This window comes from Bacillus thuringiensis (assembly GCF_001182785.1).
Taxonomy (GTDB): Bacteria; Bacillota; Bacilli; order Bacillales; family Bacillaceae_G; genus Bacillus_A; species Bacillus_A thuringiensis_S.
The window spans coordinates 578,968-602,905 of sequence record NZ_CP012099.1 but is presented as its reverse complement, the minus strand read 5'-3'; the positions used below and the strand labels follow the sequence as shown (position 1 = coordinate 602,905).

Sequence of the window (23,938 nt, the reverse complement as noted above, 5' to 3'; positions counted from 1 at the left end):
TCAATTTCAACAAAATCACTAATAAAAAAGAGGACGCAGGTTGCGTCCTCTTTTTTATAAATCTTTCACTCGTAATACACGCATTGCATTTAACACTGCAAGTAGTGTCACACCAACATCTGAGAAAACAGCTTCCCACATTGTTGCAATACCAAAGGCACCAAGTAATAGAACAATCCCTTTTACACCTAAAGCAAAGATGATATTTTGCCACACTATACTTCTTGTGCGTTTTGCAATTTTTACAGCTGTCGCAATTTTTGAAGGCTCATCAGTCATAATAACGATGTCTGCCGCTTCAATTGCTGCATCTGACCCTAAACCACCCATCGCAATACCAACGTCTGCACGGGCTAATACTGGTGTATCGTTAATACCGTCACCAACGAAGGCAATTTTTTCTTTTCCGTGCTTCGCTGCATCAATTTTTTCAATCTCTTCTACTTTTTGTTGCGGTAGTAATTCCGCATGAACTTCATCTAAGCCCAATTCTTTACCGACAGCTTCACCAACTGTTTTTGCATCACCAGTTAACATTACTGTCTTTTTAATACCTAGTTCTTTTAACTGTTGAATCGCTTGTTTTGAATCCTCTTTTACCTCATCAGAGATAACAATATAACCTGCATATTTTCCATCTACAGCAACGTGAACTAATGTACCTACTGTTTCTGGTTGTTTAAATTCAATATTTTCTTTTCTCATTAATTTTGCATTACCTGCAAAAATTTCTTTTCCTTTTACTTTCACGACTGTACCGTGACCAGAAATTTCGTTATAATCATCGATTATTTTTTCATCGATTGATTTTCCATATGCCTTTCGAATAGATTGGGCAATCGGATGGTTAGAATACACTTCAGCAAATGCCGCATACTCTAATAGCTCTTCACTTGTAGTACCTTCGCTCGGTTCCATTTTTGTAACTTTGAAAACACCTTTTGTTAATGTTCCTGTTTTGTCAAAAACAATATATTTCACATCATTTAAAGCTTCTAAATAGTTACTACCTTTTACTAACACACCACTTTTAGATGCACCACCGATACCTCCAAAGAATCCAAGAGGAATGGATACAACTAACGCACATGGACAAGAGATTACTAAGAACACTAAAGCTCTATAAATCCACTCAGAGAATGTAGCTCCTTCTAAAATAAGCGGTGGAATAAACGCCATGATCGCCGCTGTAATAACTACAACTGGAGTGTAGTAACGCGCAAACTTCGTAATAAAGTTTTCTGTTGGTGCTTTTTTACTGGTTGCATTTTGAACTAAATCTAAAATTTTCGATACAGTTGATTCACCGAATTCTTTTGTAACTTCAATTGTTAATACACCGTTTTGGTTCACAAAGCCACTTAATACATCATTTCCAAATTCAACTTCACGTGGTACAGATTCACCAGTTAATGCTGAAGTATCTACCATTGATGTTCCTTCAATTACTTTTCCGTCTAATGGTACTTTCTCACCTGGCTTAACGATAATATAATCGCCAATTTGTACATCTTCTGGCGATACTTGTTTCGTTTCATTCCCAACCTTTACATTCGCATAATCAGGACGAATATCCATTAATGAAGTAATTGATTTTCGAGAGCGGTTTACCGCAATGCTTTGGAATAGTTCTCCTACTTGATAAAATAGCATTACTGCTACAGCTTCTGAATATTGCTGAATTGCAAAAGCTCCTACAGTTGCAATTGCCATTAAGAAGTTTTCATCAAATACTTGGCCACGAGTTATGTTTCTTACCGCTCTCCAAACGATATCTCCACCTATTAATAAATAAGCAAGGACGAATAACGGAATTGTTACCATTTGTGGTAAGCCCGCTAATGCAGCAATTGCTGTCAAAATTCCGCCGACCACTAATCTCCCTACCATCTTTTTCACGTTTGCTTCACCATGATCGTGACTATGTCCGTGTTCATGACCGTTCTTCTCTTCACGAACAACTTTCACATCTGGCTCTAACTTTTGAACGACATTTGTTATATTTACTACAGTCGCTTCTAGTTCTCTTTTATTCGCAATTTCTACTCGTAGTTTCTTCGATACGAAATCAACAGTTGCTTCTGAGACAGCTGGCATTTCCTTAACTTTATTTTCAATTTTCATTGCACAGTTCGCGCAATCTAAACCTTCTAATATAAATACTTCTTTAGCAATTTTATTTTTTTGTTCTTCTTGCACTTTAATATGCGGTTCTAATTTTGTAACGAGTTGTTTTGCTTCCGTAACAACTTCGTTTTCTTTATTTTGTGCTGTTTCTAAGATCATTGTCTTTGTTGCGAAGTTTACAGAGCAAGAATTTACTCCTTCTATATTCCCAACACCTTTTTCAATTTTCATTGCACAGTTCGCACAATCTAAACCTTCTAACATCAGTTTCTTTTTCACTAATGCTTCAGCCATCGTTCTCCCTCCTCGCGTTCTTTTTATTCTTCTTCGTTTACGTGCTCAAACGCTTGCTCGAAGATATGAATTACGTGCTGGTCAGCTAACGAATAATAAACAACCTTTCCTTCTTTACGATTCTTTACAAGTTTCGCTTGCTTTAACACACGAAGCTGATGCGAAATAGATGATTGTGTCATTCCTAATAAATAAGCTAAATCACAAACGCACATTTCAGCTTCAAATAGCGCATGTAATATTCTCGTACGTGTACGGTCACCTAATACTTTAAATAGTTCTGCTACTTTACTTAAACTTTCATCAGTTGGAATTGTTTGTTTTACTTGCTCAACAACTTCTTCATGAATTATTGTTTGAGAACATGTCTCTTGTGGTGTTTCCACTTTATTTCCAGCCATTATAGCTCACCTCTTTAATTGAACATATGAACAATCATTCATATATCTTATACTCTTATTATATGAGCGCCTACTCATATGTGTCAATGAAATCTGAATTTTTTTATGAACATTCCGTTCACATTTTAGTAAGGCATATACATATTTTCCGCATCCTCTATATTCTCATACAAAAAAGGATGTACAATTCGCACACCCCTTTTTACTTACTTTTTATTTTTCACCGCATCCACAATTAAAGAAACAAATCCTAACTGATTATCCCGATTTCTATGGTCAAAACGTTTCGATCGATAAATAAATCCATCTTTCTCATTCCAATCATTATAGTGAAACTTACCATTCTCATCACAGTATTCTAAGAGCCTCACTTGAAAACCTGCTGATTCAAACATGGACGTGATTGTTTTATAGTTATGAACAATTTTATGGCTTGCTGCTGGATGCTCTAATGGACCAGGTCCACCTATTTGTACACCCTGCTGATATTCTTCATCTGGAAAAAATCCATCTGGTACTGCACAACGAATATATCCATTCTCCATTAAAAACTCATAACAAATTTTTGCAGCTTCAATTCCTTCTTCGTACGATAAATGCTCCCATACATGTTCCGCTAAAATTGCTGATAAAGAATTGGGTTTCACTTTATCAAGCCAAGTTTCTCTTCGCAATAAATTTAATTCTTCTTCATTCGTATGTAACCAACCAGGATTATTATTATACCCCTCTGCTCCAACAACAACTTTCGTTTCTCGCATTTTGCTCCCCCCCTTTTTTCATATTCCGACATAAAAATTCGATAAAGTTACCTTTCTTTCCTTTTTTATCCAAAAGAAAAACCTTGCGCGCTCCCTAGACGCACAAGGCTTACTATTTTATATCCCTTTAATTAGCTTGATCTAAATTATCCTGCGAACTTCCATCGTCTTTTAAATGACTATGTTTTTTCGAATAAACAAAGTATACAACTACTCCAATCGCTAACCAAATACCAAAGTATATCCATGTTGTTAACGGTAAATTTACCATTAAGAATAGACAACATGCAATTGAAATAATCGGTAAGATCGGTACAAGTGGTACCATAAATCCACGTTGTAATTTCGGATGCGTTTTACGAAGAATGATAACAGTTACACCAACCATGGCGAATGTTAATAACGCTCCAATATTCGCTAAATTCGACAATTCTTTTAAATCGATAAATCCAGCAATTAAAGCACTACCAATTCCTGTTAACCAAACTGAAAATGTTGGCGCTTCAGTCTTCTTGTTAATTTTCGCAAAAGATTTTGGTAATAAACCGTCACGACTCATTGCGAAGAATACACGTGTTGTCGCATAAATGTAAGCGAAAATTACAGCCATAATACCGATTACAGCTCCAATAGCAATTACACCAGCCACTTTATCTTGTCCTACAACTTCTAACACATATGCCATAGCTTCAGGTACATCTAATTCCTTATAAGAAACCATGCCTGTCATAACGAGACAAACTACAACATAAATGATTGTACAAATAACTAACGAAGCAATAATACCAATTGGTAGATCACGTTGCGGATTTTTTACTTCTTCAGCAGAAGTTGCTAATGCATCAAATCCTAAGAAAGCAAAGAATACTGCTGCTCCCCCTGCGAACACTCCACTTAAACCGTAAGGTGCAAATGGTATCCAGTTTTCTGGTTTCACGTAGAATACACCAACTGCAATGAATAAAACAACAATACCAATTTTAATTAATACCATTATGTTATTCACACGCTTACTTTCTTTCGTACCTCGTGATAATAACCAAGTTATCACTAACGTAACGATAACTGCTGGTAAGTTTACCATACCACCTTGCGCTGGAATTGTTAGCAACGCTTTCGGAATTTCAAGTCCCAGTCCACTCACTAAATTATTGAAATAACCAGTCCATCCGCCAGCTACTGCGGCAGTCGTTACGACATATACGGATAGTAATGTCCATCCCATTAAATGAGCAACAAACTCACCAATTGTTGCATACGAATATGTGTACACACTACCTGAAACAGGAAGTGTAGATGCAACTTCTGCATAACATAATGCTGCAAATCCACAAACAATTGCTGCAATCATAAATGAAAAAATAACTGCTGGACCAGCATCTCTTGCTGCTACTAATCCAGTTAATACTAGAACTCCTGTACCAATTATCGCACCAATCCCTAGCATTGTTAGGTCAAATGCCCCTAGCGTTTTCGTCAAAGTTTTACTTTTACTTTCCCCTAACAATTGCGTAACGGATTTCTTTTTAAATAGGTTGGCCACGATGTATGCCCCCTTTTACTAAGAAGAGCTAAGAGGTATTATCTCTTAGCTCTTATCATGTTGTATTATATATTGTTCGATTTTGTTTTGTATAATGCTTCTATTAGCAAGATACTGTTTCTGCTTCTAATAATTCTTTAGCACCTTTGTACTCTACACCGTGAGCTTCTGCAACTGCTTCAAATGTTACATAGCCATCTAATGTGTTAATACCTTTTAGTAATGCAGAGTTGCCTAGGCAAGCTTCTTTGTAGCCTTTGTTAGCAATTTGTACTGCATATGGTACTGTTACGTTTGTTAATGCAAGAGTTGATGTACGTGGAACCGCACCTGGCATGTTTGCAACTGCATAATGAACAACGCCGTGTTTTTCGTAAGTTGGGTTATCATGAGTTGTAATACGGTCAGTTGTTTCGAAAATACCACCTTGGTCAATCGCGATATCTACAACAACAGAACCTGGTTCCATTGATTTAATCATTTCTTCTGTTACAAGTTTTGGCGCTTTTGCACCTGGGATTAATACTGCACCGATTACAAGATCAGACTCTTTTACAGCTTCTGCAATATTGTAAGGATTAGACATTAAAGTTTTTACTTGGTTTCCGAAAATGTCATCTAATTGACGAAGACGTTCTGCACTTAAGTCGATGATTGTTACATCCGCACCTAGTCCAACTGCAATTTTAGCAGCATTTGTACCAGCTTGTCCACCACCGATGATTGTTACTTTACCACGTTTAACTCCTGGAACACCTGCAAGTAAGATACCTTTACCGCCTTTGTTTTTCTCAAGGAATTGCGCACCAATTTGTGCAGCCATACGACCAGCTACTTCACTCATAGGTGCAAGTAATGGTAGAGAACGGTTTTCTAATTGTACTGTTTCGTATGCAATCGCAACAACTTTCTTCTCAATTAACGCTTTTGTTAATTCTGGCTCTGGAGCTAAGTGTAAGTATGTGAATAAGATTAAGCCTTCACTGAAGTGTTTGTATTCGCTTTCAATTGGTTCTTTAACTTTCATAACCATTTCCATGTTCCAAGCTTCTTCAGCTGTATCAACAATTTTTGCTCCCGCTTCAACATACTGAGCGTCTGTGAAACCAGATCCTAAACCTGCACCCTTTTGAATGAATACTTCGTGATTGTTACGAATTAAATGTACAACACCTGCTGGTGTCATTGCCACACGGTTTTCGTTGTTTTTAATTTCTGCTGGTACCCCAATACGCATAATGAAATGCCCCCTTATAATTAACAGAAAAAAGAGATTCTTTTTTCTTTTTGTAATAATTAATAACTTATGTCCTTATTCTAGCATAACTTAAAAGTTATGAAAACGCTAACATATCATTTTTCTAAAGTTTATATATTTAGAATAGTGTAAATATATAAAACATTGATTCTATTAGGGGTTTCGTGACATTCCATTATCTTTCACTCAATTTTTATTATACTTCTTCAAAATAAACAGTAATCATTTATTATTTGACAATAATGTAACAATGTAAAAAACTAAGTGATAACGTATACATATACAGTTATTACTTTACTTAATACTTTAGAGATATATTCTTTTCACAAAAAAACAGCTGCTAGCATTTAGCTAGCAGCTGGGTAACTTATAAATAATTTTAAAAACAAATCATCTGTCGTTTCAGTAATTTTATCAAACAGATCACTTTCTTCCGCTTCTTGCTCTTTTAACATCTTAATTGTTTCACGTGCATCTTCAGGGTAATCAGTTATGATACCATCTACGTTTAACTTATAATATGCCTTTAAATTTTCCATATCATTTACTGTCCATACGTAAATTGGTTTGTTTAACTTCCTTGCTTCTTTTACTAATTTCTTATTTAACATATATTCTTCTGCTACGTAAAAGTCAGCCTTCACATTCTTTAAGTTAGCTCTACTTGCATACAATATATACCCTACTTTTATATCTGGATTTGCACGCTTAAACTCTTTAATAAGCGGATAGTGTAACGTTTGAATTACACATTGCTTCTCAAATTCATTATCTTTAATCGTTTTTAAGACTTTGTTTACAAAGTCTTTTTCGCCCCCATGAAGCTTCACTTCTATATTAAGTTTGATTTTGCCATTTGCTAGCTTAATGATTTCATCAAGTGTACTTATTTGTCCTGAAAGTCCATCTTGACTAAGGGTAAGCTGCCTTAACTCAGCCATCGTTAAATCTGACACATGCACATTTGCATTTGCGAGACGTTTCAGCTTCAAATCATGTATAACCGCTAGTTCACCGTCTTTCGTTTGTAATACATCTATTTCAGCGTAGTCTGCTTTTGCATCAATAGCACCTTGCACAGCTTCTTTCGTATTTTCTACGCCTTTTGATATATACCCACGGTGCGCCATAATAATTGGTTCTTTATACGAATTTGAAATAAACGTTACAATGAAGGCAACAACCATTCCGGCAGTAATAATCCCCACAATATATACGCCAATAAATTTCCAGCGATGTTTTTGGAAGAAACATTTATCTGCTTTCGTTTTCGAATAATCTAATCCTTCTTCTAATAAAACATCTTCAACCGGTACCTTTTGTAAGTATAATCGCGTAATCGCCATAATATAAAATGGCGTCACGATAAAACTAAATAAATACAACGTACTCGTTAAAAATACAGAAATCGTTGATTCAGCTAATAATGCAAATGTTCCTTTCGGGTTTGTAAATTCATAAACACCCCATAGGCACAATAAATATATTCCCAAAAATACGACATATACAATTCCAATTGAAATAAAAAATCCTACTAAAAAGAGTAGTACTTTAAAAAAGCTTTCCTTTACTAAATTTGCACTTTTACGTGCTGCCACGCGAAATGATTTTTGCTCTAAAACAACAATAGGTAGAACGAAAATCCATCGAAGATTCAAATACGCGACTACAGCAAAGAACGTGTAATAACCAACTTGCCCCATCGTTGTCTTAAACAGTTCTCCTGTAATAAAGTTAGGAATTTGAATTTGCGGGATTAATGCCGTTTCATATCCCATATTTAAAAGAGGCAACAATACGACAGCATATAAAATAAATCCTGGTAAGCAATATGTGAAAAGAGTAGGTAAATACGTTACCGTTTTATATAAAATCGGACGTAATTTCACCTTCTGTCTTTTATGAGCGAAATACGAAATAATAATAAGCACCGCAAATTCTGTAAAGATAAGAAACAGTGCTAACAATGACAAAATTACGATTGCTAAGATGCCATAAGGCGTCTTTAAAAACGCTAATAATTCATCATTTGTCGCATTTGCATAACCACCAAAATACAATAACTTATTAAAAATGATTCCAAATAGTGGAACAAACACAATCGCTGCTAATAATTTATAAGCAAGTTGAAAAGTTAATACATTCCAAAAAGCAAATTTAACTGTTTGAAAGGAATGTCTCATTACTCCTGGTATAGATAGTTTTTTACGGTGTTGCATATATTCCTCCAAATTCTAAAACGGTATTTGAGATGGATTCCACATTTCCAGTTCTAATCCATCTTTTTAATAATAATATATTCCGCTTAACATGAACACTCTTATACATATAATGAAAAAAGTGATGGCTACTTCCCATCACTTTTTCATTTATTCTATTTTTTCTCTAACCCTTGTCCAAATGCTTTCAAGAAGCTAAAACCGAATGTAATAGCTCTATTGATATCTGGATCTTTTAATACTTTAAAGAAATCCATCACTTTTGTTTTTTTACCACTATTTAATTCGTCTGTTGCAAATTGCAATCCTGTAACTAAACTTGACGTAATTTGCTTCGTTATTTCTGGGTCAACTGAAGATAACGCTTCTCCTGCCCCCATCATATTGTTTAACGCATTTTTAACGGGTTCACGATTTAATTGCTCCACAGCGATTTTTGAAACATCTTCCTTCGCAGCAAGTAAACTAATTACCGCATCTAATATACCAGCCTTCTGCAACTGTGCTAAAAGCTGCATCGTTTCTTCTACTGCTTCACGATTATTAGATAGCTCATTTAGAAGTTCATCTGCTACTTGCTGTTTCTGTTCTTCCTCTGTTACAACTTTCTTTTTAATTACAGTAATTTCTTTCGCCACTATCTCCGCCCCCTAGTCCACAAGTGATACGTATTGTTTTCTTTGCCATTTTTGCTGGATTTCAACACCGTTTTGCGGATTACGCTTTTTATCTCTCGGGTTTGAAGATGGTAACGGACGATTCCCTTTTTCACGTAGTACACGCATCTTTACCATCGTTTGTTTGTACGCTGGTGTACACGTATAAAGATCTGTCGCCGTTCCAGTTAAAATATTGATTGCCTCTTCATTTACCGTTGCATGCATCGGTAAATATAGCTCTTTCCCCGTTACACGATCTGTAACAAGTGCCTGTACTTTAATTTTCCCAAATGGTGATGCTAATTCTACAAGACCACCATCTTTCACATTGCGCTCTAGGGCGAGTTCAGGCGAGATTTCAACGAACACTTCAGATACTTTAGATAAAATACCAGCCGATTTATTCGTCATATTCCCTTCATGGAAATGTTCTAACATACGACCATTATTTAAAAGTAAATCATACTCATCTGGCGCTACAACTGGTGGTACCCATTCATCTAATGATAGACGAGCTAGTTTATCTGGGAAGTTAAATCCGTCCACATATAATAGTGGTGTATCGCTACCATCATGGCTACCCCAACATAAACTATTCCATCCTTCTAAACGATCGTATGTCGCCTGAGAATATAAAGGTGCAAGCGATGCAATTTCATCCATGATTTCACTTGGACTTTCATAATTCCAGTCCCCGCCAAGTGCACGAGCTACTTTTTGTAAAATCCACCAGTCTGGCTTTGAATCACCAAGCGGCTTCAATACTTCATATAATCTTTGAATACGGCGCTCTGTATTCGTAAATGTTCCCTCTTTTTCTAAGCTTGGTGCTGCCGGTAAAATAACATCAGCAAAACGAGCTGTTTTCGACAAGAACATATCTTGAACAACAAGGAAATCTAAATTCGCTAAAATATGTTGTACATGGTTGGCATTCGAATCTACTAAAGCCATTTCTTCACCCATAACATACATACCACGCAGTTTTCCTTCATCTGCCGCAAGTAACATTGCAATATTATTTAACCCTGGTGCTTTCGGAATTGTAGTACCGTATGCAGTTTCAAATTTCGCACGGAGCGCATCATCTGAAACTGCTTGGTAACCTGGAAGCCAGTTTGGTAATGTTGCCATATCACAAGCACCTTGTACGTTATTATGTCCGCGTAATGGGTATGCTCCTGCACCAGGACGACGATAGTTACCCGTAACAAGCAATAGATTTGAAATTGCTGCTGAAGTTGTACTTCCTCCAGTATTTTGAGTTACACCCATTCCCCAAAGTACACAAGTACCATCTGCTTCATATACCATACGAGCCATTTCTTTCAGATTTTCTTTCGAAATCCCCGTAATTTCTTCTGTATAATCAAGCGTATACTTTTCTACCATTTTGCTATATTCATCAAAATTCTTCACATTTTCAGCTATGAACTTTTTATCGTGCCAATCTTGATCAATAATATATTTCGTAATACCAGCGAGCCATACGTAATCAGTTCCTTGGCGCGGATGAATGAATAAATCCGCACGCTCTGCCATTTCATGTTTACGAAGGTCCGCCACAATTAATTTTTGGTCATGTAATTTATGAGCACGTTTTACACGAGTTGCAAGTACAGGATGTCCTTCTGTTGGATTTGCTCCAACGATAATGACAAGGCCGGCTTCCGCAATATCTTTCACTGTTCCAGCGTCCCCGCCCATACCGACAGTTTTAAATAAACCATCTGTTGCTGGAGATTGACAATAACGGGAACAGTTGTCTACATTATTCGTTCCATATATTTGACGGGCTAGTTTTTGCATAAGATAATTTTCTTCATTCGTTACTTTCGAAGAGGAAATAAACCCAAATGCATCACTGCCATATTCTGATTTAATATGCTGCATATTGGATGCAACAACTTCAAGAGCCTCTTCCCATGAAGCTTCAACAAACATATCTCCTTGGCGAATTAATGGCTTTGTAATTCGATCTTCACTGTTTACAAAATCCCATCCAAATTTGCCTTTTACACATGTGGAAATACCGTTAACCGGCGCATCTGAAACAGGCTGTACTTTCAAAATGTGGCGGTCTTTCGTCCATACTTCAAATGAACAACCTACACCACAAAATGTACAAACTGTTTTTGTTTTATTCACTTTCGTCTTACGCATCGCAGCCTCTACTTCTGAAACTGCTAAAATACTACTATATCCAGGCTCTACATCCTTTACAAAATCAATCATCGGATCTAACACATCCGGTTTCAATCCAGTCATGAATCCAGCTTCACCCAACATTGTTTTTTCCATTAACGCATTACATGGACATACTGTTACACACTGTCCACAACTTACACAAGACGAGTCATTTATACTTACACCATTGTCCCAAATAACACGTGGACGGTCTAAGCTCCAATCAATCGATATAGTTTCATTCACTTGTAAGTTTTGACATACTTCTACACACTGCCCACAAGCAATACATTGATTTGGATCATATCGATAAAATGGATGTGACATATCCACTTCACACGCACTTACTTTCGGCTCATACGGATATTTCTGTTCCTCAATCCCCATCATATGTACTGTATTGTGGACTTTACAGTTACCATTATTGTTATCACAAACGGTACAATACAATAAATGATTCTCTAATATTCGATCCATTGCCTCAGTCTGTGCCTCTTTTGCACGCCGGGACTGTCTTTCGATATGCATACCGTTCTCTAATTTTGTTGAACAAGCACGCAATAACTTTCCATTTACTTCTACAATACACGTATCACAAGTTTGAATTGGATCTACTTCTGGTACATGACAAATTTGAGGATGTTCCAAATTACTCTCGTTAAATAATTGTAGTATCGTCTTTTCACCTGATGCAGAAAATTCTTTACCATCGACGGTTACACGGACTGTCTGTTCTGCCATAGTTTCCCCTCTCCTTACAACCAACTGTACAACACAATTATGAATCCGTTTTCAAAATCGCATTACTGTACATATTTTTGAAACGCTCTACCCAAATACTTTCTTATGAAGTCGATTCTAGATGTTATAAGGTATAACTACGAAAGCTTGAAAATATCACTATTCTACAGTTCTATTATATCGTACATATACAATAATAACCAAAATAATCTGTGATCTTCTTGCTAATAGGTGTTTTTATTTTTCCCATTGTTTTATGATAAATGTGGGAGAGAAATACATATAAAAGGGGAATTAAATATGGGGCCTACGCAAGAGACTTATACAGTTGTACGCTATCAATCTGGTACATTTTCAAAACAACTTGATGAGATTGTTACAGAATCTCCTATTACTATTAAATTGAATGGTGAAGAATATGTAACAGTCGTATGCACACCAAATTATATTGAAGATATGGTAATTGGTTTTTTAATTTCTGAGGGGATTATTTCTTCCTATAAAGATGTCGAAGAACTATGGGTTCAAAAGGATAACGGAATTGTCCATGTAAAATCATCAAAAGTGAATCCGCTCTATCAAACTTTATATAATAAACGATACATCACTTCTTGCTGCGGAAAAGGTAGACAAGGTTTTATTTTCGTAAACGACGCAGCAAAAGCAAAAGACTTACATGATATACATGTAAAAATTACTCCTGAAGAATGCTTTCACTTAATGAATACCTTGCAACAATCTTCTACTACATTTCGCCAAACTGGCGGTGTTCACAATACCGCGCTATGTGATCGAGACAATATCCTCCTATCAAGAATGGATATTGGAAGACATAATGCATTAGATAAAATATATGGTCATTGTTTGCGTAACGATATATCCATTAAAGGAAAAATCATCGCATTTAGCGGACGTATTTCATCTGAAATTTTACTCAAAGTTTCAAAAATCGGATGTGAAATTGTTCTATCTAAATCCGCTCCAACAAAACTGGCATTGCAGCTTGCACATGATTTAGGCATTACAGTTGTAGGGTTTATTAGAAATGAATCTTGTAATATTTACACACATCCAATACGAATTGATGGCTATCAATCCAATGTTTAAAAAATAACTCCTCAATTGAGGAGTTATTTTAGTTATAAAAATGTAATATATTAAACACTTGAATAGTTAATAAAGTTAATATATAATTTCATTACACAATTAAAACAAAACATTGTAGCATATATCTTTTCATTCTTTTACAAATTAAAAGAGAATACTAACAAAAAACACATACTCAATCTTATAAAAAGTAATGGATTTATTTGAAATCCACCAGGGAGGTTACAACTATGGAAATTCGCTTATTAACAACAGAGGACGCAGAAATATATTTAAAAGTTTGTATGGAAGGTTTAACGAAGAATCCGGAAGCTTTTAGCTCTTCTTATGAAGATGTTCTTAAACATGAAGATCCTGTGGCTGCTATGGCTAAACGATTAAGCAATCCGGATAAGTATACTCTAGGTGTCTTCAAAGATAATGATTTAATTGGTATCGCTACTTTAGAAACAAAACCATTTATTAAACAAGAACATAAAGCAAAAATTGGCTCCGTTTTTGTTTCTCCAAAAGCACGTGGTCTCGGAGCAGGACGAGCTCTAATTAAAGCAATTATTGAAAATGCCAATAAATTACATGTAGAACAACTCATGCTCGATGTTGTAGTTGGTAACGTTGGTGCCAAAAAACTATATGAGTCATTAGGTTTCCAAACTTACGGCGTACAAGAGCGTTCATTAAAACATAACGGTCAATATTGGGACGAGGAACATATGGTTCTGTTCTTAAATGATTAATACTTCAATATAAAGTGAAACTTTACTAAGCGGAAGATTTTTCCACCCCTCGCTGAGTATTAGTTGAACCAATCGGACTTTTACGGGCAGTTATCCCCCACCTAACTCCCTCGTATTCGCCGAATTTTAAGGTGGGAGTTACTGCCCACAAATAGCGGGGTAGTTTTCAAAAAGCATCTTTCTTAATAAGAAAGGTGCTTTTTTTCATTACAACAATGTAATCTTCATGTCACCTTTATCGATCGTACCAATCCTTACCATTCATTATACTAAAAATATAAAATGAAACTTTACTCAGTGTGGAACCCCCTCTCACACTGATCGCATGTACTTGATATGTAGAGGAGAATGTGACATGAAACAAAACAAACGAGCTATGCTTTTAATATTTACTACAGCAATTATAACTTCTGGATTAGCAATTTTACCTTGGTTTATTATATGAACACTCCCCCTAACAACGAAAAAAGCTGATTGCTTCTTAAGAAGCAATCAGCTTTTTTTATATTATAAAATCCCCAAAATTTTATTTACGCAACTTATAATAATAACCATAGATACGGCAACACACATTACAACCGTATTACGATCTTGCTTTTCTTTTTTTGAAATTTCTTCTTTTGAATTCATGTGTATGATCTCCTTTTAAAAAAAGTGTGAGATAGGAAATTTTTCTTATCCGATGCGAGGTGAATACGAAAACCCTCTCTATCTCACATACACAATAGAATGGAATTGTCATTTTATAAATAAAATGACATGACGTTATGTCGCAACATAGGGTATTTTGTGTCGCTACGTTTTCTATTATAAAAAATAGTTGTGCAAAACTAGTGCATTTTTTATGTCAATTACTCTGAGCGAAAAAATCAGCCCTCCATTCAATCACATAAAAAGAGTTTTTTATTATTTTCATGTAAACTATACAAGTAGAATGAACAGTTTGGGGTGCACAAGATTATGGTAAAAATTTTATTAGTAGACGATGAAGAACGTATGTTGCGATTATTAGATCTGTTCTTAAGCCCTCGCGGCTATTTTTGTATGAAAGCTACCTCTGGCCTTGAAGCACTAAAATTAATCGAACAAAAAGAATTCGATATTATTTTATTAGATGTTATGATGCCTAATATGGATGGATGGGATACTTGCTATCAAATTCGTCAAATTTCCAACGTTCCTATCATTATGTTAACAGCTCGCAACCAAAACTACGATATGGTGAAAGGCCTTACTATGGGGGCAGATGACTATATTACAAAACCATTTGATGAGCATGTATTAGTCGCACGAATCGAGGCTATATTACGCCGTACAAAAAAAGATGGCTTTGTTAGTTTCAATGGTATTGAGTGGGATAAAACGAAACATACTGTCACAGTTTATGATGAAAAAATCTCATTGACACCTATCGAATTTTCGTTACTCGGGCTATTTTTGCAAAATACAAACCGTGCTTATAGCCGAGATGATTTAATCGAGAAAATTTGGGGTTATGAAACAGATATCGAATATAGAACCATTGATTCACACATTCGTAATATCCGTGATAAACTACGCAAAAAAGGATTTCCAATTGAAGATTACTTAGAAACGGTCTATAAAGTCGGATATAAATGGAAAAGTGAATAATTACTTCGGTCAGTGGGAAATCGTATACCACTGACTCTTTATTATGAATAAGGTATGGTGAGAAAATGAGTAAACTTTCCCTTAAAATTGGGACATACTTTTTAATATTAGCTTTATGTATTGAAACAATTGCTTTCGTATCTTTTTATAAAAGCATATCAACAATGCGTGTGAAAGAAGAAACCGATGCTCTATTAGAGAAAGGTAATCGGTATCGTGATAAGATTGTAAACCGTGCAAGATGGAATGAATATTCTAAACAACAGCAATACACAGAACGTCCTAAACATCCTCGGTATCAGGATTTCACTATCGAACATGCGGCTGAAGATTTAATCGGTTCCGAATTAATTGCTAATACTGATATAACAATCGTTATAACTGACAATAACGGCAAAATTATTTCTAACTCCGAACCCGTAACGAAAGAAATGAAAAAACAACTTACTTGTAAAACAGAACTTATCCCAAATAGCGGGTTAATTGTAGAAAGAAACTGGAAAAAATCAAAATTCATTTCAACAGTAAGTCCACTTGAAATTCAAGGATTTCAAGGTAATTTATATATGTTATTAAAGACGTCTTTCTTAGAAAAGATGTTACTTAAACTACTGCATCAATTTCTTATCATTAGTATTTTGACGATTATTTTAACGACTATTTCTGTCTTTGTTTTTTCTCGTGTTATTACTGAACCGCTTATAAAAATGAAGAAGGCAACAGAAAAAATGTCAAAATTAAATAGGCCAATTCAATTAGGTATTAAACGGAATGATGAACTTGGAAGCTTAGCAAAAACAATTGAAGATTTATCGAGTGAACTTACGTATATGAAAAAAGAGCGCAATGAATTTCTCGCTAGTGTCGCTCATGAACTATTAACTCCATTGACCTATATGAAAGGTTATGCGAAGGTAGCAAAGAGAGACTCTTTAACAAAAGAGGAGCGAGAAGAATACTTACAAATCATTGAGGATGAAACGGATAGTGTAACCGATCTCGTCCAAGATTTATTTATGCTTGTACAATTAGAACAACACCAATTTGTTATAAAAAAACAAAAAGTACTTCTTCAGCCATTTTTAGAACGAATGGTAGAAAAAACAAAAACAACATTAACAAATAAGCAAATGCAACTTGATGTATATTGCAAAGATGATTTAGAAGTTTGCATAGATGAAAGGCGTATGGAACAAGTTATGTTAAATTTATTACACAACGCTTATCAACATTCGCCAGAAAACACGTCTATTATGATACGTGTACTCACGGAAACAGATTCTTTTACAATAAGTGTACAAGATGAAGGTGAAGGTATTCCTGAAGAAGATATCCCGCATATTTTTGACCGTTTTTATCGTGTCGATAAATCTAGAACACGAGCTACAGGTGGAAAAGGCATCGGGCTAGCTGTTGCAAAAGAAATTGTGGAATTGCATAACGGTTCCATTCTAGTAACAAGCAAATTAAGTGTAGGAACAAACTTTATAATTGAGCTACCTTTTGAATAATATGTGTGTGAAAACACCAGTAGTAGTAAACACTACTGGTGTTATTTTGTTCATAAAATCAGCTCATATAAGCTAAGCTTTTGAAATTATTCTTATTTCAATATAAAATAAAGGTACATTTGCAAAGATTTGGAGGGTGATATAATTGGATATCCATGTATTAACAAAAGACGAAGCGGAAATTTACTTAGAACTTCGTGTAGAAGGATTAAAGCAAAACCCTGAAGCTTTCAGCTCTTCTTATGAAGATATTATTAATAAAGAGTGTGCGATTGAATATAAAGCACAAAAATTAGCACAAGATGAAAACTATACGCTAGGTGCATTTAAAGATGGACAATTAATCGGAGTTGCAACGCTGGAAACGAAACCATATGTAAAACAGGAACATAAAGCTAAAATCGGTTCTGTATATGTGTCTCCAAAAGCACGCGGACTTGGAGCAGGAAAAGCACTTATTAAAGAATGTCTTGAACTTGCTAAATCTTTAGAAGTAGAACAAGTTATGCTTGATGTTGTTGTTGGCAACGATGGAGCAAAAAAACTTTATGAATCATTAGGTTTTAAAACATTCGGTGTACAAGAACGTTCATTAAAATATAATGGACAATATTGGGACGAAGAGCATATGGTCTTATTCTTAGATGAAAATAAATAACAAAAAACATCCTCTCCTATATGAGGATGTTTTTTACTTTTTTCTAGACCACGCTGTATTTAATAATTGAATCGCTTTCGCAATTTCTTCTTCTGATAAAATCGCAAACCCAAGTAAAACTACATTTTCAGGTGCAGTACCATCTTTATAGTACGTAGAAACAGGATATATTTTAATACTATGTTTTGCAGCTTCTTTAATTAATTCTTCTTCCCGCATTCCATTATGCACCTTTAATAAAATGTGTAATCCCGAATCCTCTCCTATCACTTCAACACGATTTGAAAAATACTTTTCTATTTCAAAAACAAGTCGATCTCTCTTTTTTCGGTAGACGACACGCATTTTATGAATATGTTTTTCCCAATATCCTTCATTTAAAAATCTTCTAATCACTTCTTGATCCATTCTTGAAACACTTTGTGTATAAAATAAATATTGCTGTTGATACCTTTTAATTAATTTCTTCGGCAACACCATATAGCTCATCCGTAACGATGGTAATAATGCTTTAGATAGCGTACCCATATAAATAACTTTCCCCTCTGTATCTAACCCTTGCAGCGCTGGTATAGGCTTTCCCGAATAGCGAAATTCACTATCGTAATCATCTTCAATAATATACCTACCCTCTTCTTTCTTTGCCCATTGTAAAAGCTGCATCCTTCTCGTAATAGGCATTATCATTCCATAAGGAAACTGGTGAGAAGGTGTAACAAATACAACATTCGCATCGCTATTTTCTAAATCTGCAATACAAATTCCATCTCTATCTAAAGATAACATTTGGACCCTTGTTTCTCCCTGTTCAAAAACGACCATTTTCCTATGATACCCTGGATTTTCAACTGCATAATTGCTTCCCTTTAACAATTGAAAAAGTAGTTTCACTAATATTTGTGTCCCCGCTCCTAATACAATTTGACTAGCTGAGCAACGCACTCCTCTAGATTCATACAAATATTTCGTAATCTCTTCCCTTACACTCAATTCCCCTTGGGGGTGTCCCAGAAAGAGAAGGTTATTATTATGCGGCTGCCATACTTCATTTACAATTTTCCGATACATATTGAATGGAAAAGCATTTGTATCAATTCCTGTTTGTGTAAAATCAAATTTGTAACTCTTCTCCTGAAACGATACTTCTCCTATTCTCTCTCCTCTATCTTCTACATGAACAATTTGCTCAATCTCGCAAACAAAATAACCTCTTCTCGACACCGACTCAATATAACCTTCTGCAAGTAATTGTTCGTACGCTGCCTCTACTGTATTTTTACTTACTTGTAAATGTATCGCTAACTTTCGCTTAGCCGGTAATTTCGTAAAAGGGACAATCGATCCATCTTTAATCTCTTTTTTTATATACTCATACAATTGCACATACAATGCCTTTTTACTATTCATATTTAAATTAGGCGTTAATTCTAACATAATATCTGACCCCTTAATAAAACTAAAATCTGATACTTTTTACAGTACCAGATTTTATATATAATTCCTTTTATCATGTCACACATAAAAAATTAAATACCTGAGAGGAGAAACATGATCATGAACAATAATAGACGTATCGGACTCATTATGATTATTACAGGAGCTACATTATGGGGATTATTTGGTCCAATGATTCAGTGGCTATTTCAGCATACTAATGTATCCTCAATTGATTTTTTAACAATTCGATTGTTGCTTGCAGGAATATTTATTTTGTCTTTCTTACTTATAAAGAAACAAAACATATTTCAAATTTGGAAACACCCTAGATATTCTATACAACTTATTATTTTCTCTATTCTCGGCATGCTTGGTGCGCAATACGCCTTTATCGAAACGGTTCATATTAGTAACGCCGTCACAGCAACGCTATTTCAATTTCTAGGTCCTGTTCTTATTACCGTGTACGTTGCATTTGAACAAAGAAAATTCCCTGCTTCCATGCAACTATTCGCAATTATAGCCGCGCTAATAGGAACATACTTTATTATTACAAATGGCTCAATTGAAAATATTGTTTTATCTAAAGAGGCTATTATTTTTGGACTATTAACAGCAATCGGATTTGCATTTTATACCCTTCATCCGGCTTCTCTCATTAAAGAATGCGGGACAACTGTAGTAATTGGTTGGGGGATGTTAATCGGAGGAATTGCACTACTTATTTATAATCGTTCATTCGGGTGGAATCAATTTTCACAAACCCTTACACTAAAAACTTTTTCTATGCTTATTCTTATCATTATTAGTGGTACCCTTTCTTTCCTTCTATATATCGGTAGTCTTAAATATTTAGCAGCAACAGAAACAAGCATTTTATCTAGCATTGAACCCCTTGTAGCTGCCATCGTTTCAATCACTTGGCTAAATGAATCTTTTGGAACATATCAATTATTAGGCGGCGTATGTATCGTTCTGTCCGTTATTTTTTTGACGATGCCTCAAAAAGAAAACGAACCAACCTATACAACGGAACAAGTATAAAGTAAAACTTTAATCAGTGGGGGATGCTATCTCCCACTGATTATTAACCTACACCAATCGGGCTTTTACGAGATAAAAAATGTCAAAAGAGGTCGTACAAAACTTACGACCTCTTTTTATACTTTAAAGGAATTGTCCCGCCTTCTAGCAAATACAATTACACTAACAATAAAAACTAGGAGTGTGGCACCATGAAAAAAATCGGAACTATGCTACTTCTCTCCTTCCTCATCACTGGATGCGCACAAGCACAACCTGATTCAAAAGCACCTAAAACAGAAGCTGTCACAACGTCATCCACTCAAGTGAACGCACCTTCCTTCTTTCACCTTAGTGTTTTAAAAGATGTAAATTGGGAAGAAGCACCCTCATTCATAGACGGAAAAATACCTTTAAAAGGCATCGAAGGAAAAATCGCAATGGCTGATAGTCCTATTATCGCAAATGAACAAAATGAAATAATGTGGTACTTTCTAGATTCTGAAATACCAACTGGAAAATTGTCTATTATTGCGCTAAAACAAGGATCTGTAACTCCAATACCAATACTCTTTCAAAAAGAAATTTCCAAGCAAACGTGGACTACTTCAAATACAATCGATTCTACTACAAACGAACTCCCTCTCACTATGTCACTACCTTCATCTGGATTATGGCTATTAAATATATACGTGAATGAAAAATATTATGATCAGTTTGTAATCACCGCTGAGTAAAGTGACAAAAATAAACCACTTTCTTACAACAATGTAATTTCTACGTCATGTACTTTGATAGTTGAATTATCTCTCTTCTCTTATACTTAAAGTAAGAAATGAAACGAGGAGAGATGAGAGATGAAAAAAATGATAGAAGTGATCGTAGCAGTAACTGAGGTTTTAGTGAATGGTAAACAAGTTGCAATGGAATTAAGTAAATAGTGAAGAAACATAAATAATTCTACACTTCTTCATTATTTTGATTTCTTATCTCAAAAAAGCAGTGCCTTTTTAGGCACTGCTTTTAGCTATTAATAACTTGGTATTTTCGTAATTTGCGCCACGCCTGAATCAATAGCTGCTTTCGCTACTGCTTCTGCAACACTTGGAACAACTCTTTTATCTAATGGATTCGGGATTACATAATTCGCATTACGTTCTTCGTCCGTAATAATGTTAGCGATCCCATATGCTGCCGCTAATTTCATCTCTTCTGTAATATCAGTCGCGCGCACATCTAACGCACCGCGGAATATTCCGGGAAACGCCAATACATTATTTACTTGATTCGCATAATCCGAGCGCCCAGTTCCTACTACAGCTGCCCCAGCCTCTAATGCATCCTCCGGGAAGATTTCTGGAATTGGATTCGCCATTGCAAATACAATTGCTTTCTCACTCATCGTCTGTACAAGTTCTTTCGTTAATACGTTAGGAGCAGATACGCCAATAAAAATATCAGCTTGGTGAATCGCTTCTTTTAACGTTCCACGCACATGTTCACGATTTGTCTTTTTTGAAACTTCAATTTGCGCTTCGTTCATCCATGTTTCACCTTCACAAACAATACCTTCTAAGCTAACTAACGTAATGTGCTTTGCACCAGCCTTTAATAATAATTTTCCAATTGCAATTCCTGCCGAACCCGCACCGTTAATAACGATTTTCACATTATCCATTTGTTTGCTAACAACTTTTAATGCATTAATAACAGCTGCTAAAACGACAATAGCTGTTCCATGTTGATCATCATGGAATACAGGAATATTCGTTTCTTCTTTTAATCGTTTTTCAATTTCAAAACAACGCGGTGCTGCAATATCTTCTAAATTAATCCCTGCAAATGTAGGCTCTAAATTTTTTACAAGGGTAACGATTTCATCTACATCCGTTGTGCCTAAACATAATGGGAAAGCATCTACATTCGCAAATTTCTTAAATAAAATACTTTTTCCTTCCATAACAGGCATTGCCGCTTTCGGTCCAATGTTTCCTAAGCCGAGTACCGCTGTTCCATCTGAAACAACTGCCACCATATTGCCACGTGCTGTATAGTCATACACTGTTTCTTCATCTGCCGCAATTGCCTTACAAGACTCCGCTACACCTGGTGTATACGTCAGGCTTAAATCATCCGCTGAATTTACTTCTACTTTACTTGTAATTTCAATTTTCCCTACTAATTCTTTATGCAATAACAATGATCTTTCATTAATTTCATTTTCTAACATACTTATAATCGCCCCTTAATTTGACAAGCTAGCTATATGAATATAGCTAGCTTGTTTGATCATGAAAACATTTTTAATAATATTGTCGCTGTTACAACCATTGCTGCCCCGCCTAAACGAGTCGAAATTTGCGCGAACGGCATTAATTCCATACGATTTGAAGCTGATAAAATAGCAACATCTCCAGTTCCACCTAAACCGCTATGACATCCAGTTACAATCGCCGATTCAACTGGATACATTTTCATCACTTTCCCTACAAGAAAACCTGATGCTACCATCGTAAGAACAACCGATGCGCACACAACAACATATCCTACTGAAAGAACTGCTGCTACGTCTTTTAACGGAATATATAGCAATCCTAATCCAACCATTAAAGGCCAAGTTAAATTCTTCGAAATAAATTTATATAAATGGAATGCTCCTTGCTCCATTTTTGCTGGCATTAATTTAAAATATTTCACAAGTGCTGCTGAGAAAATCATAATGATTGCCCCAGGAATACCGATGAACTTAGAAGCAAATCCTCCGAAGATGAAGAACGTACACGCAATTAATAAACCTGCTCCCATTAATGAGAAGTCAATTGGCTGCTCTGTATTTTGTTCTTTTAATAATTCTGCTTGATTGTCTGTTTTCACTAATACACCGTTACCACTAAGCTCCGGTTTCTTCTCACCTAAACGCTTCATATACCCTGCACTTACAATTGCGAACATATTTCCAATAATAGCTGCTGGAATAAGCTGTGATACAAACGTTGCTGATGATTCATTTAAAATATCACTATAAGCTAGCGACAATGGTAAAATCCCTTCCCCGATACCACCACTCACAATTGGTACGATGATAAAGAAGAATGTCTGCTTCATTTCAAATCCAAATAATGAACCGACCAATAATCCTACTGCTACAGAAGCTAACGTCCCTACTACTAAAGGAATAAACATACGAACGAAACCTTGTACTAACACTTTACGGTTCATTCCTAAAATACTTCCGACTACTAAACAAGAAATATATAAATATAAAAAGTTCGATTTTTTCATTAACATAGTCGCAGCTTCCATTGAAGCTGGATTCATCCAGTTAAAAAATACAAGTAATGATGGAATAAATAACGAAAGTATTGCTGGACCGCCGATATTTTTTAAAATTGGAATTCTCATCCCAATATCTCCTAAGAAAATCCCCATAATCATAATAACTGCAAATCCACCAATCATATCTGCTGGCAATTTATTATATACAGATGCCCCATAAATAATAGCAGCCAATACTACATATAACGGTAAAGGTATAACACCGATTTTTACATTCATAATTTTAGAAGCGAAAGATTCTCTTTGTACTTCATTTCCTTCAGAAAATGATACCGCTTCCACATTCTTTTGAATTCCCATATGGCAC

General features: G+C 35.4%; 19 protein-coding genes. 7 read left to right on the top strand and 12 right to left on the bottom strand.

The annotated features are described in order from the left end of the window. Positions 1-54: 54 nt before the first annotated feature. From AC241_RS03100 to fdhF, 8 genes are all read right to left on the bottom strand, one after another. Positions 55-2,421, bottom strand: coding sequence for a heavy metal translocating P-type ATPase (locus AC241_RS03100; RefSeq protein WP_050842538.1), 2,367 nt, complete (start codon positions 2,419-2,421; stop codon positions 55-57). Between the two features lie 23 nt (positions 2,422-2,444). Continuing rightward, positions 2,445-2,822, bottom strand: coding sequence for an ArsR/SmtB family transcription factor (locus AC241_RS03095; protein ID WP_000918378.1), 378 nt, complete (start codon positions 2,820-2,822; stop codon positions 2,445-2,447). Positions 2,823-3,028: 206 nt separating this feature from the next. Further along, on the bottom strand, positions 3,029-3,583 hold the full coding sequence (locus AC241_RS03090; protein ID WP_043935532.1) for a class I SAM-dependent methyltransferase: 555 nt from the start codon (positions 3,581-3,583) through the stop codon (positions 3,029-3,031). Between the two features lie 127 nt (positions 3,584-3,710). Next, complete coding sequence (locus tag AC241_RS03085; RefSeq protein ID WP_001284896.1) at positions 3,711-5,126, bottom strand: amino acid permease; 1,416 nt, start codon at positions 5,124-5,126, stop codon at positions 3,711-3,713. A gap of 103 nt (positions 5,127-5,229) precedes the next feature. Then, positions 5,230-6,363, bottom strand: coding sequence for an alanine dehydrogenase (ald, locus tag AC241_RS03080; RefSeq protein WP_001219741.1), 1,134 nt, complete (start codon positions 6,361-6,363; stop codon positions 5,230-5,232). A gap of 368 nt (positions 6,364-6,731) precedes the next feature. Next, positions 6,732-8,603: a glycerophosphodiester phosphodiesterase gene (locus tag AC241_RS03075; RefSeq protein WP_001164720.1), complete on the bottom strand. Its 1,872-nt coding sequence runs from the start codon at positions 8,601-8,603 to the stop codon at positions 6,732-6,734. 155 nt (positions 8,604-8,758) lie between these two features. Then, positions 8,759-9,241, bottom strand: coding sequence for a helical membrane plugin domain-containing protein (locus AC241_RS03070; protein WP_050842536.1), 483 nt, complete (start codon positions 9,239-9,241; stop codon positions 8,759-8,761). A 12-nt stretch (positions 9,242-9,253) separates the two neighbouring features. Beyond that, on the bottom strand, positions 9,254-12,190 hold the full coding sequence (gene fdhF / locus AC241_RS03065) for a formate dehydrogenase subunit alpha (RefSeq protein WP_043935534.1): 2,937 nt from the start codon (positions 12,188-12,190) through the stop codon (positions 9,254-9,256). A 300-nt stretch (positions 12,191-12,490) separates the two neighbouring features. On the opposite strand from fdhF, the gene fdhD reads away from it, so the two are divergent. Both fdhD and AC241_RS03055 read left to right on the top strand, forming a co-directional pair. Further along, positions 12,491-13,297 (top strand): formate dehydrogenase accessory sulfurtransferase FdhD, encoded by an 807-nt coding sequence (fdhD, locus tag AC241_RS03060; RefSeq protein WP_029441534.1) that lies wholly within the window; start codon positions 12,491-12,493, stop codon positions 13,295-13,297. A 230-nt stretch (positions 13,298-13,527) separates the two neighbouring features. Next, positions 13,528-14,034: a GNAT family N-acetyltransferase gene (locus tag AC241_RS03055; protein ID WP_016083577.1), complete on the top strand. Its 507-nt coding sequence runs from the start codon at positions 13,528-13,530 to the stop codon at positions 14,032-14,034. Between the two features lie 507 nt (positions 14,035-14,541). Here AC241_RS03055 and AC241_RS35650 read toward each other — a convergent pair. Further along, complete coding sequence (locus AC241_RS35650; RefSeq protein ID WP_001085006.1) at positions 14,542-14,664, bottom strand: hypothetical protein; 123 nt, start codon at positions 14,662-14,664, stop codon at positions 14,542-14,544. Between the two features lie 330 nt (positions 14,665-14,994). On the opposite strand from AC241_RS35650, the gene AC241_RS03045 reads away from it, so the two are divergent. From AC241_RS03045 to AC241_RS03035, 3 genes are all read left to right on the top strand, one after another. Beyond that, complete coding sequence (locus AC241_RS03045) at positions 14,995-15,666, top strand: response regulator transcription factor (RefSeq protein WP_000238956.1); 672 nt, start codon at positions 14,995-14,997, stop codon at positions 15,664-15,666. A gap of 65 nt (positions 15,667-15,731) precedes the next feature. Next, positions 15,732-17,177, top strand: coding sequence for a HAMP domain-containing sensor histidine kinase (locus AC241_RS03040; RefSeq protein ID WP_016083578.1), 1,446 nt, complete (start codon positions 15,732-15,734; stop codon positions 17,175-17,177). A gap of 145 nt (positions 17,178-17,322) precedes the next feature. Next, on the top strand, positions 17,323-17,835 hold the full coding sequence (locus tag AC241_RS03035) for a GNAT family N-acetyltransferase (RefSeq protein ID WP_000351216.1): 513 nt from the start codon (positions 17,323-17,325) through the stop codon (positions 17,833-17,835). Between the two features lie 33 nt (positions 17,836-17,868). Here the strand turns inward: AC241_RS03035 and pdxR are convergent, their stop codons facing one another. Next, positions 17,869-19,269 carry a MocR-like pyridoxine biosynthesis transcription factor PdxR gene (gene pdxR / locus AC241_RS03030; protein ID WP_029441533.1) on the bottom strand — a complete coding sequence of 467 codons (1,401 nt, stop codon included), beginning with the start codon at positions 19,267-19,269 and terminating at the stop codon, positions 17,869-17,871. A 120-nt stretch (positions 19,270-19,389) separates the two neighbouring features. Between pdxR and AC241_RS03025 the strand changes: the two genes are divergently transcribed. After that, a complete protein-coding gene (locus AC241_RS03025; protein WP_050842535.1) occupies positions 19,390-20,316 on the top strand; it encodes a DMT family transporter in 927 nt (308 codons plus the stop codon). 191 nt (positions 20,317-20,507) lie between these two features. Then, positions 20,508-21,032 carry a DUF4871 domain-containing protein gene (locus tag AC241_RS03020; RefSeq protein ID WP_029441531.1) on the top strand — a complete coding sequence of 175 codons (525 nt, stop codon included), beginning with the start codon at positions 20,508-20,510 and terminating at the stop codon, positions 21,030-21,032. A 293-nt stretch (positions 21,033-21,325) separates the two neighbouring features. Here AC241_RS03020 and AC241_RS03015 read toward each other — a convergent pair whose 3' ends face one another. Further along, complete coding sequence (locus tag AC241_RS03015; RefSeq protein ID WP_029441530.1) at positions 21,326-22,525, bottom strand: NAD(P)-dependent malic enzyme; 1,200 nt, start codon at positions 22,523-22,525, stop codon at positions 21,326-21,328. 59 nt (positions 22,526-22,584) lie between these two features. Then, a complete protein-coding gene (locus AC241_RS03010) occupies positions 22,585-23,931 on the bottom strand; it encodes a 2-hydroxycarboxylate transporter family protein (protein WP_029441529.1) in 1,347 nt (448 codons plus the stop codon). Positions 23,932-23,938: the final 7 nt, after the last annotated feature.

Bases quoted from the DNA above. Each gene is read 5' to 3' on its own strand.
- AC241_RS03100 (WP_050842538.1), bottom strand. From the start codon at position 2,421: ATGGCTGAAGCATTAGTGAAAAAGAAACTGATGTTAGAAGGTTTAGAT.
- AC241_RS03025 (WP_050842535.1), top strand. From the start codon at position 19,390: ATGAACAATAATAGACGTATCGGACTCATTATGATTATTACAGGAGCT.
- AC241_RS03055 (WP_016083577.1), top strand. From the start codon at position 13,528: ATGGAAATTCGCTTATTAACAACAGAGGACGCAGAAATATATTTAAAA.
- AC241_RS35650 (WP_001085006.1), bottom strand. From the start codon at position 14,664: ATGAATTCAAAAGAAGAAATTTCAAAAAAAGAAAAGCAAGATCGTAAT.
- AC241_RS03095 (WP_000918378.1), bottom strand. From the start codon at position 2,822: ATGGCTGGAAATAAAGTGGAAACACCACAAGAGACATGTTCTCAAACA.
- AC241_RS03040 (WP_016083578.1), top strand. From the start codon at position 15,732: ATGAGTAAACTTTCCCTTAAAATTGGGACATACTTTTTAATATTAGCT.
- AC241_RS03090 (WP_043935532.1), bottom strand. From the start codon at position 3,583: ATGCGAGAAACGAAAGTTGTTGTTGGAGCAGAGGGGTATAATAATAAT.
- fdhF (WP_043935534.1), bottom strand. From the start codon at position 12,190: ATGGCAGAACAGACAGTCCGTGTAACCGTCGATGGTAAAGAATTTTCT.
- fdhD (WP_029441534.1), top strand. From the start codon at position 12,491: ATGGGGCCTACGCAAGAGACTTATACAGTTGTACGCTATCAATCTGGT.
- AC241_RS03075 (WP_001164720.1), bottom strand. From the start codon at position 8,603: ATGCAACACCGTAAAAAACTATCTATACCAGGAGTAATGAGACATTCC.
- AC241_RS03015 (WP_029441530.1), bottom strand. From the start codon at position 22,525: ATGTTAGAAAATGAAATTAATGAAAGATCATTGTTATTGCATAAAGAA.
- AC241_RS03020 (WP_029441531.1), top strand. From the start codon at position 20,508: ATGAAAAAAATCGGAACTATGCTACTTCTCTCCTTCCTCATCACTGGA.
- AC241_RS03045 (WP_000238956.1), top strand. From the start codon at position 14,995: ATGGTAAAAATTTTATTAGTAGACGATGAAGAACGTATGTTGCGATTA.
- AC241_RS03010 (WP_029441529.1), bottom strand. From the start codon at position 23,931: ATGGGAATTCAAAAGAATGTGGAAGCGGTATCATTTTCTGAAGGAAAT.
- pdxR (WP_029441533.1), bottom strand. From the start codon at position 19,269: ATGTTAGAATTAACGCCTAATTTAAATATGAATAGTAAAAAGGCATTG.
- ald (WP_001219741.1), bottom strand. From the start codon at position 6,363: ATGCGTATTGGGGTACCAGCAGAAATTAAAAACAACGAAAACCGTGTG.